Origin of the sequence: Thiorhodococcus mannitoliphagus, assembly GCF_010915725.1 — a bacterium.
GTDB lineage: Bacteria > Pseudomonadota > Gammaproteobacteria > Chromatiales > Chromatiaceae > Thiorhodococcus > Thiorhodococcus mannitoliphagus.
In genome coordinates, this window is the sequence record NZ_JAAIJR010000139.1 from 1 (window position 1) to 13,691 (window position 13,691).

The 13,691-nt window shown below is 61.5% G+C and carries 11 protein-coding genes; 8 read left to right on the forward strand and 3 right to left on the reverse strand.

The genetic code is table 11. The annotated features are described in order from the left end of the window. Positions 1 to 134: 134 nt before the first annotated feature. From G3480_RS29100 to G3480_RS21910, 3 genes are all read right to left on the reverse strand, one after another. Entirely contained in the window at positions 135 to 269 is a 135-nt protein-coding gene (locus tag G3480_RS29100; protein ID WP_276611743.1) for a hypothetical protein, read from the reverse strand. 31 nt (positions 270 to 300) lie between these two features. Next, positions 301 to 423: a hypothetical protein gene (locus G3480_RS29105; RefSeq protein ID WP_276611744.1), complete on the reverse strand. Its 123-nt coding sequence runs from the start codon at positions 421 to 423 to the stop codon at positions 301 to 303. Between the two features lie 158 nt (positions 424 to 581). Further along, entirely contained in the window at positions 582 to 830 is a 249-nt protein-coding gene (locus tag G3480_RS21910; protein ID WP_164656070.1) for a hypothetical protein, read from the reverse strand. A gap of 107 nt (positions 831 to 937) precedes the next feature. Here G3480_RS21910 and G3480_RS21915 point away from each other — a divergent pair, with 107 nt between their 5' ends. The 8 genes from G3480_RS21915 to G3480_RS27970 form a co-directional block, all read left to right on the forward strand. Further along, on the forward strand, positions 938 to 1,465 hold the full coding sequence (locus tag G3480_RS21915) for an NYN domain-containing protein (protein ID WP_164656072.1): 528 nt from the start codon (positions 938 to 940) through the stop codon (positions 1,463 to 1,465). After that, a complete protein-coding gene (locus tag G3480_RS21920) occupies positions 1,465 to 2,127 on the forward strand; it encodes a hypothetical protein (RefSeq protein WP_164656074.1) in 663 nt (220 codons plus the stop codon). Before G3480_RS21915 ends, G3480_RS21920 begins: the two co-directional genes overlap by 1 nt. Then, positions 2,127 to 3,680 carry a HesA/MoeB/ThiF family protein gene (locus G3480_RS21925; RefSeq protein ID WP_164656075.1) on the forward strand — a complete coding sequence of 518 codons (1,554 nt, stop codon included), beginning with the start codon at positions 2,127 to 2,129 and terminating at the stop codon, positions 3,678 to 3,680. The genes G3480_RS21920 and G3480_RS21925 overlap by 1 nt, the downstream gene beginning before the upstream one ends. Before the next feature lie 204 nt (positions 3,681 to 3,884). Further along, positions 3,885 to 8,267, forward strand: a complete 4,383-nt coding sequence (locus G3480_RS21930; protein ID WP_164656077.1) for a tetratricopeptide repeat protein — start codon at positions 3,885 to 3,887, stop codon at positions 8,265 to 8,267. Positions 8,268 to 9,366: 1,099 nt separating this feature from the next. After that, complete coding sequence (locus G3480_RS21935; protein WP_164656079.1) at positions 9,367 to 11,274, forward strand: hypothetical protein; 1,908 nt, start codon at positions 9,367 to 9,369, stop codon at positions 11,272 to 11,274. 218 nt (positions 11,275 to 11,492) lie between these two features. After that, the gene (locus G3480_RS21940; protein ID WP_164656081.1) at positions 11,493 to 11,882 is read left to right on the forward strand and encodes a hypothetical protein; all 390 of its coding nucleotides are present in this window, start codon (positions 11,493 to 11,495) and stop codon (positions 11,880 to 11,882) included. Next, the gene (locus tag G3480_RS21945; protein ID WP_164656083.1) at positions 11,882 to 12,688 is read left to right on the forward strand and encodes a hypothetical protein; all 807 of its coding nucleotides are present in this window, start codon (positions 11,882 to 11,884) and stop codon (positions 12,686 to 12,688) included. Before G3480_RS21940 ends, G3480_RS21945 begins: the two co-directional genes overlap by 1 nt. Beyond that, on the forward strand, positions 12,685 to 13,691 hold a 1,007-nt coding region (locus tag G3480_RS27970; RefSeq protein WP_206171842.1), incomplete at its 3' end, for a hypothetical protein. The genes G3480_RS21945 and G3480_RS27970, both read left to right, overlap by 4 nt.

Consider the following 13,691-nt stretch of genomic DNA (forward strand, 5'->3'; position numbering starts at 1 on the left):
TACACGCTTCAGCGAGGTCGGCGGGCGGCTCACCGGGCTCCTGGACGGCGCGGCGCAGACGGAGCGGACGTTGCACTGAGCGCCGCCGATTGACGGACGCGGTCGACTCACGGGGGGGGGAACCCAAGGCACCCTCACAGCGCCCGTGCCTCCAACTCGCTGAGCTGCACCGCAACGACTTCCCGGCCCTGACGGTCGATCCAGCCCAAGTGCCCACCGCTCAGGCGAGTGTGCTCACCGTCCGAAACGGGCCGGCAGCCGAGACACACCAGCGCCCGCTCCTGCGCGAAGGGGCCAGCCTCAGTCGTAGCGGGGCGAGATGACCTCCCGGAATTGGGCATCGACATAGGCGATGCGCCCGGCGCGTGGGGAGCGGACCAGCCTTTGGGCGAAGGGATCCGCCCCGTCGTCCAGGGGCACCACCGGAAGGACTCACCCGTACGCCGCACCCAAGACCACTGCCCCGCGACCCAAACGCCCGCGCGAACACTCCGTGCTTACCTGTCGTTCAGATCTTGCAAGTACGGTCCGTCCAAGCTGAAGAACTCTGAGACATCCTTCGTCAAGGCAGTTACATGGCCTCACTTGACGCGCCCTTCGGTGATAGCCCCTGAAAGCGATGCAGTACAAGTGCTCAGCATGTTGTTGACCACCACACCCACGCCGCGATCCGAATCAAAAACGGTGAATTGAAACCAGGGATTGAAAAACGCGGAACTCAGCGCGTTGATCCATTCGAGGACACCAGCCGAAGCCAACCAGGCAAACGATTCACGGTCGACGTGCCGGCACCAAGGAGGATGCCTTGAAGACCACAGCCATCTCGACATTCAAAAATGCCAGCCAGCTTGCGTTGTCATCACTATCAGGAACCTAAATCGATTCGCAACAGGGATTCAGCCCCATTTCTAACCTTACAACTGAAGAGGAAGAAATCATGATCCGAAAAATCTTCGCCATCGATCTGACCCCTTGCGACCTCGTCGCGCGTGACCGTGGTGCCCACTTCTTTCCGGTAGAGCAAGCCCGTGAGCTGATCGCGGGGAACGATGTCGATGTGATCGAAACCCTGGTCACGCTGGTGGAGCGCGTCGCCGACGACAACCCGGAATCCATCGCCACCAACAAGCAGAATTTCACGCGCAAGCAGCACGCGCTGGAGGAAGCAGGGGCGCGCGTCATCCGGGCGCCGGCCAAACGATTGCCCGACGGAGGCTTCAAGCAGTCCGACGATCAGCGCCTGGTAATCGCCACGCTGTCTCTGGCCCTGCGGCTGCGGCCGGAGTTCGTGGTGTTGGCCGCAGCAGACGGAGATTTCGCGCCGATGGTGTGGGAGCTGCGCAACGAGGGTATCCGCACCGAGGTGCTTGCTCGCCCGCAGATGCTTGCGAGCGACCTGCGCCGGGCGGCCTACTCGGTCATCGACATCGATGACGTTCTTACCGCAATTGAAGGAGCAAACTAATGGGACTCAGGCGTGATGACCTCGGATTCGTGCGTTCCAACAGCTACGGTCAGATTCGCCGTGATGAGCTGGAACGCGTCTTAAACATCGGCAGCGGGGAGTCGGTTTACCGCTCCGGCGTCGATAACGGCGTGCGCACCGGCCAAGTGGTGACCGATGCGGAGGTCGCGCTCAAGCCAGGCGACACCTTCTCCGCCGGACCGCGCGTGGTCAAAGGCGCGGGCCGCAACTTCATCGGAGGCGGACGTGTGGTGAAGGGGGCGGGTGCCGAACTCCCGGCGGCATTACGCCGCGAGATCGACGGCCTGCGCCGCGCCGGTTTCGGCGGCGTCGATGCACCAACGCCATCGCCTGAGGGTTGGCGTCTCCGCCTGCGGGGCCTCACCCTGCCCGGCGGGGTGCGCACCGATGCGCTGATCCTCCTGCCAAAGACCTATCCGTTGGCCGCGCCGATCGGCTTCTACCTGCGCAAGGGGGCGGAGACTGCGCAACTGGACCGCAGCCACCTGTACGACCGCTCCTATCATGGCGCACCGGACCTCGCGAGCGAAGGCTGGCAGTGGTACTGCGGCGTTGCCGACAACTGGCGAGCGGGTTGCCACACGCTGATCTCCTATATGAGCGTGACCCTCGCCTTCTTCGCGGACGCAGCAGTACGCTGATGGATAAGCAGCCAAACCAACAACCCGTGCTGCGGATTCCTTGGGGACTCGCCGAGCGCATGCAAACATTGCTGCACCCGGCACCTTTCCACGAGCGCTTCGCCTTCGCCGCCGCGCGGCCGCTGCAATCCGGCCCCGAGCAGGCGCAGGCGACGCTGTTGGAGCAGCTCATCGTCATCGGTGGCAACGACTACGAGCGCGCGTCACCGGGAGGGCTGGCACTGACGGACGACGCCTCTGCCCGCATGAACCAATGGGCCTTACAGCTCGCCAAGCACGGATGGATCGCGGTGCACCTGCACAGTCATCCACCTGGCGTGAGCCACTTCAGCCACACCGACGATGCGGCCGAGTCGCAGCTTGCTGCCTGGCTGTTGCAGCAAGGCGTCGCAGGCTACTGGAGTCTGGTCTGGCCAGCCGGAGGTAAGCCTCGGGCGCGGCTGTGGCTGCAGGGTGTGGAGGTACCGGGGCGCGTGGTGCTCGGTCTGGCGCCGGTCGAGCCAGAAGCGAGTGCGCAGTCTCCAGCGCTAGATCGCCAGCGCGCCTTTGGTCCGGCCTTGCAGCAGGTGGCCGAGCAGTTGTCCATCGGCGTGGTTGGAGTCGGCGGGCTCGGCATGCTCGCGCTCGAGCAACTCGCACGCGCGGGCTTTCGGCGCTTTGTGCTGGTCGACCCGGACACCATCGAGATCACCAATCTCAACCGTCTGCCAAGCGTGACGCGGCGTGACATTGGGCGCCCGAAGGTACGCGTCGGCAAACGTCTGATTCGGCAAATCGGCGCTGCGTTGGGCCACACCCCGCAGATCGTGGCTTTTCCCCGCGACATCTACCAATCCGTCGCGGCACAGCGCGCGCTGCAGCGTTGCGATCTGATCTTGGCGCTGACAGACAACGATCTTAGCCGGACGATGGCTTTGCGACTGGCGTTTGATGCGGGACGCGAATACCTGCAAGCGGGCGCCGACATCACCCTGGCCGACGACGGGTCGATTGCCGGGCTGCGCGCCGAGGTCACCGGTGCCGAGACAGGCCGCTACTGCCCGATTTGCAGCGGTCGGCTCTCGCCGGCGCAGGCAGCCATCGAAGCGCGGGCCTACGCAGGTGAGGAGATCGCGGCCCATGCACGCCAAGCCGGCTATTTACCCGATGTCGCCGCCCCCGCCGTGATGGGACTCAATGCGGTCGCCGCTGGAATGCTGGTCACCGAGATCCAGCGCCGTGCCGCCGGTCTCGGTGTTCGGGATCTGCTGCAAGTGGATCTCCACCCGGGTGAGTTTCGTGCCATCAATCGGATACTGACCAATCAGGGATGCGACGTCTGCGGTACAGAGCCCGTGGCGGCTCCCGCCAATGCCCCATGCGATCCTGAATCCCTGGCTATGCCTCCTCAAGTCCAGCAGATGCCGCAGTCGACATCCGACATCACCAGTCACCAAATCTTCTCAGAAGGCGACCATGAAACGGACGAAATCCCCAGGACAAGACCAACGCCGACGCGGCCCAAACGCCCTGCTGCGAGACATACGCAGGCGGGGCGGTGGCGGAGCGCATAGAGATCGGCGACGGGAGGAGCGTCAAGGGCGGCAAAAAGAAGGAGCACGCTGGAAGGACGATTGAGCCTGATACCGCCGACCATGCACTGCCGCGCCTGTCGGACTCCGCTTGCCAAGCATCAATTGCGCAGGTGTGACTTTTTGAACCGAGCTGCGATGATAATCGAGAAATTCGAATGATGGTCCCGACAGGGAGAACAGGATATGCCCGACGCTGACGAACGCTGCCCCGCATGCGGCAAGACAACCTTGCGTTTCTTTCACAAGGTCGGAAAGTACCGCTGCATAGACGACGACTGTGGCGCAGAATTTCTGCCCGATCAGCTCCAAGCTGCGTCGTCGGTTGGCGCCGAAGCGCTGAATCTCGACACGCTCCCCTTCCCCATCGCCTATCCGCTGGCCCATGCTCGCGACGAACGCCTCCCTGCCCGCGACCGTGTCGCCAACGCTATCTTCGCCGGCTATCAGGCCATGCGCACGACAGCCCTGTTGTTGTTTGCGGACTACCTCGCTTGCGAGACCGTTTGCCACGAGCTCCAAAAACCGATTCGCGGCCTACGTCTGCCGCACTGGTACGAATGGAACGTCCTCTGTGATCAGCTCTCTAAATTCTGGTCCGGGCACCTGCAAGAGCGTCCCGAGCGCAGTAGTGTCTTCCCAGGTCTAGTCGCGGCCTGGCTCGAGGTTAATCGCCATAAGAAGCTGCCGCTTCAACATCCCTGGTCAGAGCTGCTCGCAGGCCTGCCCGGTGTGGATGGCCCCGCCCGGAGCTTAAACGATGCGCTATGGAAGGCGCGCAACGATCTCGCCCATCGCGAGACCACGCGCACCCTAGAAGACGGCGAAGAACGGGATCTCATGCCGCGCCTCATCGCCATCACTGAAACGATGGCTCAGCGGTTGTTCCCCGCTGGAGAGCTAACCCTATGGCGCCGGATCGGCGCCGAGCCAGACCAACCGACAGCGATTCGGTTGCACGGCCCGCATACTGATCTGCGCTTCGACATCGAAGGCGGTCCGCAAGTCGTCGCCCTGGCGTGGGCAAACAGCGAACTCTTGGCCAGCACCACCGAGACTGATGTCCCGGTCTACCCGCTGTTCGTCCCGCTGGACACCGAGGGCGCCGGGCAGAAATTGCCAGGGGGCGGCTTGATCGAGCCCGTCGGTCTAGTGGAGAGCATCGATAAAAAGAAAATCGCCGTGCTCGGCGTCCGCCAGTACTTCGAGCGACCCGAACTGCTGAACCCAGTCCAGGAAAGTCTGGATCGTAAAGCAATCGAATTGGGCGTCGAGCGCGAAGAAACGCAGCGCTGGAACTTGGTGAGCTGGGCTGCCGTCGCCGCCGATGACACTCTCATGGCGTTGCGCGGGCGCAAGTATTTTCCTGAGTTTTACCTCGAGCGAAGCGGCATCGACGGTCTGGTGCGAGAGGTCCTCAAGCAGCCCCACCGGGGCTTGCTGCTGCTCGGCGAAGCTGGCTCCGGCAAGAGTTCTCTCTTGGCGCGACTGGTGGATGAGATCCTCGCCGATGCACCGGATCAAGTCTGGCCTGCACACCAGTCGCAAAGCGACGCGCTGGATTATCTTGACCGCCGAGGCTCCGGCGACGTTGTCCTGTTTCTCTCAGGCGCGGATGCCTACCGGGGCGACGCAGCCTGGTCCGGACGTCAGGCCCTGTGCGAGGCCGTATTGCGCCGTGCCGGCATCAAGAGTGGCGCCTTTTCCGACCTCGACGACCTCTGCCGGCACCTGAACACCTCCGCGGCAAAGGATCAGGACGCCGACCGGCGCATCTGGCTGATCTTCGACGCCCTCAACGAGGCCGACCGCTTCACCGATCTCCTTAAGGCGCTCGACGACGTCCTGCCCGCACTTCAACGCTACTCTTGGCTGCGACTCGCGGTGAGCCTTCGCACCGGCGCCTACCAGTCCCTGGCCCAACGCCATCGCGACCTATTGCAGCATGGCAGCGAGGTACTGGCCAACGCCCGGTTCCTGGCCAGCTTTTCCGATCAGCAGCACAATGAGGTTCCTTATCTGGAGCTGGATCCGTTCGCCGTGGCCGAGGCGCGCGAAGCCTATCAGCTCCGCCAGCAGCGCCGCCCGGGGCAGAGCTGCCCTGTGCCCTTCGACAAGCTTGCGCCAAGCCTGCGCGAGCTGGTCCGCGCCCCGTTGTATCTGCATCTATTCCACGAAACTTTTCACGGCCGGACCACGGCCCCGTCCGAGCTGGACGAGGGGCGCCTACTCAGTGCCTATCTTGACCGGCTGCAGGCGGACCAGCCCGGTATCGCTGAATACCTGCAACGCCTCGGGGTGCTGATGTTTGAGCAACGTATTCCCTTCCTGCCAATCCAGGAGGCCGATGCCTGGATCGCCGAATGGCGCGCTCGACTGGGCGTCGATAATGCCCTGCGCGTGGTGAAGCTCGACCCGGTGGAAGAGCTGGTCGCCGTCTCCCTGCTGATGCGCCCCATCGAAATGGGGAGGGGTGGCGAACGCCACTTGGCCGGCTATGGCTTCAGCCATCAACGTCTCTGCGAGCAACTTTTGCTGCGCGAACTGATGCGCCAGATCCACCCCCGCACGCTTCCGACTGCCGAAGATTTGCTAGCCTGGGCACGCCAGGCGAACGGGCCAGACGCGACCAGGTCAGATGGATTCAACGAATTGACCGGCGCATTGGAGAGCCTCACTGCTACTCTGGCTGAGCAGGGGCAGGGCGAAGTTCTCGCCGCGCTGTTGGAATTGGAAGGTAAGGCTGTGCGTAACCGACTGCTTGGCAACGCACTAAAGGCACTTGGACCGTTTGGCCGAACCGATGCCGACCACTGTAAACTGGTACTCACACCATTGATCAGACGCGCCATCATCGCTGGCTCTATCGGGGAATATTTCGAAGATCCTGCCTGTGAAGCTCAGACTTGGCTCAAGCGCCACGGATTCAGTGCAGCCGCGCGGCAGCTTGCTGCCGGTCGACTCGAAGTCATGCGTGCGCTAGTCGCAAAAGAGCCGGAGAGGACGGATTTATGCGAAGCCCTCTCGATGTCCCTGGACGACATCGGACTCCTGCACAACGAGGCGGGCGATAGTGCTGCTGCACGGGCCTTTTTCGATGAGTCACTCGAGATAAACCGCGCCCTGCTAGCGCTAAACCCTCAGCAAACGGATCTGCGTCGCAAACTTGCAGTATCGCTGGACCACCAAGGCCAGGTTGCCGAAGCCGCTGGTGACGTAGCCGCTGCGCGAGCCTTTTTTTACGAGTCGTTGGAAATCACCCGCGTCCTCCTGAAGCAAGAGCCCGAAAGCACCAACCTTACGAGCGATCTTTCTATCTCTCTGGATAACCTCGGTCGCCTCGCTCAGGCGACGGGAGACGGAGTCACTGCGCGCAGTTACTTCACGGAATCGTTGGAGATCAGCCGCGCACTTGTTGCACAGGAGCCGGACCTTGTCGATTCTTTAGTCGGTTTATCAGCGTCATTGGACAAACTTGCTAATTTGGCTGAATCGATGGGCGACGGACCCACCGCACTTAGCTACCGTGAGGAATCACTGGAAATTGACCGCAGGTTAGTGGCACAAGAGCCCGGATGCGTTGACCTGCGCCACAACCTGTCACTTTCGCTCACCAGTCTTGGACGTTTGGCGGAGAATTTGGGCGCAAGGGACAGCGCACGAGCCTACTTCGAAGAATCGGCTCAGATTATGTTTTCACTAGTGACGGAAGAGCCCGAACTCGTTGCCATGAGCCACGACCTGACACTTTCGCTCGACGCTCTCGGCGATTTGGCCGAAGAGGAGGGCGATGTCGCCAGAGCGCGCAGCTATTATAAGGAATCACTAGAGATCCTTCGCGCGCTTGTGGCGCAGGAACCGGGGCGCGCTGACCTGCGCCTATCCCTTTCGGTGTCGCTAGATCAGCTTGGATGGCTGGCGGAAGTAATAGACGACAGCTTCGCCCACGCTAGGAATTATTACAAGGAATCGTTGGAGATCCGCCGTGCGCTGGTCGCACAGGAACCAGATGGCTCGGACTTGCGCGACCATCTTGCAAACTCGTTAGATAACCTCGGTAGGCTGGCGGAGCAATGGGGCGGATCGGCCGAGATACACCGCTGCTTTGAAAAGTCGCTGGAGATCAGGCGCGGGCTGGTGGCGCAAGAGCCCGCTCGGATGGACCTGAGACGCGCTCTATCGGTTGCGCTACACAACCTTGGCCGAGTCGCGAAGGTCGAAGGCAACAGGAAAAAGGCACGATCCTACTTTGACGAGTCGGTGGAGATCAGGCGTGCGCTGGTCGTGCAGTGGCCAGAGCGAGCTGATCTGCAAGTCGATCTAGCGAGCAGCTACTGGTATCAGTACGAAGTCGCCGCAGGTAGGGATGAGCGCGTTTGGCTAGAACGAGTAATCGAAACACTAAAGCCGCTTCGCGACGCTGGCCTGAAGCATGAGTTGCTCAATATCCTCTGGGACGATGCCACGAACGCCCTTCGTCGCTGCTCGCCATTCTGGAGAGCCAAGCGCCAACGCGGAGTCGTCAAACTCGATCATGAGCTACTCCAATCCACATTGGGTCGCGAGTGACACATCAGCGGTAGAGCTTTGCTTGGAGTGAGGCTTTGACATCATTCATGATCTTTGATCTCGGCGATTTATTCCGCCAGAAAATGCTGTTGACCAATTGGCGCTAGCTAAGATTCAGATTCCCCCTGCGCCCGGAGTTGATTGAAGTAACTCTCCAACCAACGGTTCCCGCGCCGATCTGCCCTATTGCTGGCTAGCGTTCTTTCACTGTGGTTCATTGAGCAGCATCGCAGAGGCCAAGCAACAGACAACGGGGTCACCAGGATAGCCACGCGATAGATACCGCCTCGGAAGCAGGCCAGATCGTCGCAGCTGGACCAGTCGCTCAGGAACTGAAGATAGTCGATACGGTTCGTGATGCAGCTGCAACGGTTGACGGTGCCACGACGGCCACATCATTAAGCGACAGTTCCGGTTCTGGCCGTGCCGGACGCCTTCGGCGCAGTTGACGCCATCGCGGCTGTCCCGGAGTCGGGCAAAGCCCGTTCTGCGTTGGGCAGATTTAGGATCGTGTTGCCACGGAATGATGACGTAGTCGCCAGTCGCTCTCAGGGCGCGAAAATTGCTTGGCGACCAGCGTGTGCCAACTCAAGCGCGGACGAGACAGACCCACTTGTGCCAGTAGTGGCGAGAGGTGGGCCAATCGGGAGCCATTGGTTGTCATCGACACCGCCATCCCGCATACGGCCAGTTCCCTCTCGCGAGATCGGCAACGTCCTTGCCATCTTCTTCCATAGCGTCGGTTAACACTGCGACCTCCACTTCAGGCCGCCCGTCCTCGACTCGCCGACAGTTGCCAGTCGCCGTGCTTGAGAAACGAGATTATCAAAAAAGCGTCGCTGCCGGATCGTTGCTGCTGAGATTCCGACAACGCAATTTTTACCAGTCGGATTGAAATTTGCGCCAGATCGCTCGTTGTATCAGGTATCCGCGAAATCAAAACCGGTCGACTCAGGAACTCTCCGTGAGCACGTTCAGCAAGAACAACCAGAAACCAGGAACAGGATGACGACCTGACCACCACAGGGGACAGCGGGAAGCCAGCGGCGCTCGATTGAGCACCCTGGCGCAATGCATCCGACGCAGGATCACGCCAACGATGGACACCACAAAGACCATGCACCAAAACACAGAATCCTCCGCACTCACGGTATCGTTACAGCCATGGGCCGATCTGCTCTGGATGAGTCTGACCACGCTCGGCCTGCTTCTCCTGACAGAAACGCTTCGCAGCGCACCCTGCTGGTTGGTTCCGCTCCTGATCGTGGTGCCGGCCTATCCCGTTTGGCTGGCCCAGCGAGAATCGTTTCTGTTTGACCGCCGCCTCCTGTTGACGGGCGCCACCGTTGATGAAAGCTTGGTACGCCGGTGGTTCTGGAAGGGCCAGATCGGCTCGATCCTGCGCGTGCCCTTGGCCCTGATCATGACCACGCTGCTGCTCGCCTCGAGCGTGCGCCTGACCGCCCTGCATTGGCTGGTGCTCTTCGTGGATGCGGGTGTTCTGGCCTGGGGCTATCGGTGGTTCCAACGGCGTGCCGCGCACGAAGTTCGCCCGGAACTGCTCGGTGTCTTTGTGCGCCGCTGGCCCTTGTGGCTGACCAACCTGGGTCTGCTGACCCTCGCGTTTTTCGTCCTGAGCTTCTTCGTGCTCGGCGCCCCCGACCTGCGCCAGTCGAACTGGCACCTCGCCGCGGAACTGGCGTTTCAAACCCAGGGCCAGACCTTGGCCTGTCCCTGGGCGGGCTGGGTGTCGGGCGGACTGGCCGCCTTGGATCAAGGGCTCTGGGCGCTGGCCCAACAGTACATACCGGACCTTCCCGATCGAGGCTTGCGGGCGGCGGCATGGTCCCTGTTGCTGCTGCAAGTGGGGCTCTTCTCGCTCGCGCTGACGAGCCTGCAGTTGGGTGTGCTCAGTCTGGTGGAGTCGCGCGCCATCCGTCTCGAATCCGTCACTGGGGAGAGCACCCTGGCGAAGACCTTCATCGCCACCATCCTGGTCCTGGCGATGCCGTTCCTCTATGCCGCGTTGAAGCTCCGCGACCTCGATCTCCAGCACCTCGATCCGCCCACGATCACGGCATTGAATTGGATCGATCCCTGCCGCGGGCAAGCCCAGTCCAACCACCAGATGCAGTCCGCGCTGAAGGAATCCGTCGCAGCGGCCCGGGAGTCAATGACCCAGCAGACCGATCGCCGCATTGAACGCGAGGTCGATCTGTTGTTTGCGCCGGTGGAGATGGGCGTCGACAACTATCTGGATTGGTACTTCACCGTCATCGGCGAATATGAACGCCTGGCCGTCCTGATCGCCGGCGATTTCCCCCAGTACATGGGCGATCAGCTCGCAGCGCGCCTGTTTGAGTCAACGGACTTTCAAGCCCGTCTGGAGCAGATCGATCAGGGGCTCATGGCCGATACGCTCGCCGACCTGTCCAGGTTGTCCCAGGAGATCAAGGACCAACTGGCCGCGCAGACTCAGGCGCAGCCTTGTGCGTCGGTCTCCATGCAAACCGGACCGCTCGCCCACCTTGAGCGCGACCTGTGGCGGGCCGGCGCGGCCGGCACCAGCGGTGCCGTGACTGGCGTCGCGACCGTGGTGATCTCCAAGAAGGTCGTGGCCACGGTGGTGGCGAAGGTCGGGGCCAAGAAAAGTGTGCAGGCCGCGATGGCGATGGCCGTCAAGATGGCGGCCAAGAAAGGCAGCGGTACGCTCGCCGCGGCACTCGGAGGTGCCGCCCTCTGCGCGCCGTCTGGCCCTTACGCCATCGTGTGCGGCATCGGCGCCGGTCTCGTGACCTGGCTCGCAGTGGATAAGGTCGCCATCGAGATCGACGAGACGGTCTCCCGGGATGAGATGCGCGCCGACATTCTGGATGCCCTGGCGGAAGAAAAAGCCAACCTGAAGGGCGCGCTCCAAGGGCGCCACGAATCGCTGATCGGCAGCATGGCGCGGGATCTCCAGACGACGGTCGATGGGGTGTTCATTCCCGCTCGGGATGGATTGTGAGGGAACGCACGCTTGCGCACCGACGCCGAACGTTGCAAAGGGTGGAAACCTATATTCAGACCCATTGATTACTGATGGCAAATGGGACGACCTAGCGCATCAGCATCAACTGCAAGGCCACCGTCAACATCAGCGATGTCTTACCGTGGCGGGCGGATACGGTATGATTGCTAGGCTTCCTTCTGACGTTCTAACGGTCAATCACGGAATCCTCACGCATGTTCACCGGCCGACCTCTTCCTCCCCTGCCACCCGTTGTGACTGAAGCCAACTGGGCGGCGGGTTTTGTGCATAATTGCCGGCAATCGCTGCTTCTGTTCGGGTCGAATCGGAGCATCCCAGTCCCAAGGCGTCCGGTCGTCGAGGTCCGTGCTGATGGTGTACGCATCGTCGTCTTGCCCTGCACGAGCAAGACACAATCCATCAACCTGGAGTTCTTCGAACTGACGCCCGAGCGAATTCACTGGACACGGGCCGATGCGCCACGAAGCTACGCTTTCTACCGCTATGAGACAGTTCCGGCCAATGCACTGATCGGGAAGAAGATCGGCACCATGACCCATCCCGCACGCATCGACCTGATGAACTGGCTGAAGGAGCGCTATTGATGAATCCACTGCCAACCGGAAAGGCACTCGACGCGGAACTCGTCGATCTGTGGGCGCGCCGCGACACTCTCAATCAAGCTGGATGGGAACGGCTCTACCAGATCGTTCATGCCGTACTCGGAAACTATCGCCCCCAGGAACTCAGTGGTCTACGCGAGGAGAAATCGTTCTATATCCAGGATTTCTTTATCTATAAGGTCATGAAGTTGCCGGCCGGCTCTTCCCGTATCGACCATGCCGGTGCGCTCCGTGTTTTCTATCTAAGACATCTGAAAGACCATCTTCGAGACGCAAAAAAAATCAGGCAGCACTTCGTCCAGGCCGCAAGCGACAGCGACGAGGAGACGGAAAGTCACTGGCTTGAAAATCTACCGGTGGAGCCGATCAACGTTACGCGACCCACCGATACGTTGGAAGAACTGTCGGAATACGGAATCACACAAGCAACAGTCTCTTGCTCGGCACAGGACTTTCTGTGTCGCAGCGAAGCCTGGGTGCCCGTTTATCTGGCGTTTCATTTCTGTCCAGACAAGGATCGCAGCGAGGCATTAGTCTCGCTCGCGGCGCGCCTCAAGATCAGTTCCTACCACTACAAGGCCAGCCAGCTCGGAATCAACTGGGCTGCGAACAAGGCTGGTAGCCAAGGAAAGCGATTTGCCGACACGGTGATTGGCTGCTGGGTCAGTCGGGATCTGGGAATCGAAATCCAGCCCGAAAACACCCATGCCATTCTCGCCGCCTTTAAAATCCTCTGTCTTGAGGCGTTGAACTGGAGAGAAAACCAGGAACAGGACACGACCCAATGAAACTTGATCGCCCACTTTCCCCACCGCTTGCTCATATCGAACGCAGCCTATTTGGCGTTTCCCCCGCATTGATTGAAGCGGTTGAACGTGGCGAAACCTCGTCCGCCATTGCTGAAGCCGTCCATTGTTCACCTGAATGGGCAGGGCGTGAAACAGCCGTGTCGCGGATTGAACCCAGCGAGCTTGACACGACACCCTCCTCGCTACCACCCCACCTGCGCACGTTGATCGAACGTCGACTAGCCGCTCGTGAGGTCATCGCAGAGACGGCCGAGCCGATCCCTGCCGCCGGGCAGATCGTCGAAGTGCGTCAGATCTATACGCCTAAGAAAGGCCAACTCGATTGGGTGATGCAGGTTCCGCTCTACGTGCTACTCGATGCCCCGGCCGAGGCTGCAACGCTTTGGCACGGCTGGCTCGTCGGTAGCGAGGCGGACTACGCGGGCTGGTGGGACTTCGTACTACAGGAAGAAGACGGGCCGATCGAACCCGAGGCGGCCGTCGTGCAGTTGTGGAATCCGCTACGGATCTATCTTCGGATGGCTGAGCGTGTGGTGGGTCGACTCTCTCCTGCACGGATGCAAGCCGTGAGAGCACTTGCTAGCGAGTTCGTGACGGGCAACCTCCCGACGGAGGTGCCGATATGGCCAGGCCGGGTCGCCCAACGCTTGACCCACGGAGAGCTGTCAGTCGTGACCGGTAGTCCGCTGGGTGGCGATGAGGATCCTCGCCACCAGTACCAGCATCTTTATTTCCACGCGGCTGAAGCGATCCGCGAGCCGGCACGATTGGCGCTGGCTGAGCTGGCCTCGGTGCCCGAACAGAACAGCATTTCGGCTTGGCTGTCGCGCTTGGATACTCTCGTCGCGCAGCTCGGGACAACGCTGATTCCCGCTCCGCGCGTCGGGGGCGGGCCCGGGGGGGGCGGGGCGGGGGGGGGGGGGGGGGAAAAAAAGGGGGGGGGGGGGGGGGGGGCGGGGGGGGGGGGGTTTTTTTGTGGGCC

Coding starts and splice junctions, on each gene's coding strand:
- G3480_RS21915 (WP_164656072.1), top strand. CDS start 938: ATGATCCGAAAAATCTTCGCCATCGATCTGACCCCTTGCGACCTCGTC.
- G3480_RS21940 (WP_164656081.1), top strand. CDS start 11,493: ATGTTCACCGGCCGACCTCTTCCTCCCCTGCCACCCGTTGTGACTGAA.
- G3480_RS21925 (WP_164656075.1), top strand. CDS start 2,127: ATGGATAAGCAGCCAAACCAACAACCCGTGCTGCGGATTCCTTGGGGA.
- G3480_RS21920 (WP_164656074.1), top strand. CDS start 1,465: ATGGGACTCAGGCGTGATGACCTCGGATTCGTGCGTTCCAACAGCTAC.
- G3480_RS21935 (WP_164656079.1), top strand. CDS start 9,367: ATGGACACCACAAAGACCATGCACCAAAACACAGAATCCTCCGCACTC.
- G3480_RS21945 (WP_164656083.1), top strand. CDS start 11,882: ATGAATCCACTGCCAACCGGAAAGGCACTCGACGCGGAACTCGTCGAT.
- G3480_RS21910 (WP_164656070.1), bottom strand. CDS start 830: ATGTCGAGATGGCTGTGGTCTTCAAGGCATCCTCCTTGGTGCCGGCAC.
- G3480_RS21930 (WP_164656077.1), top strand. CDS start 3,885: ATGCCCGACGCTGACGAACGCTGCCCCGCATGCGGCAAGACAACCTTG.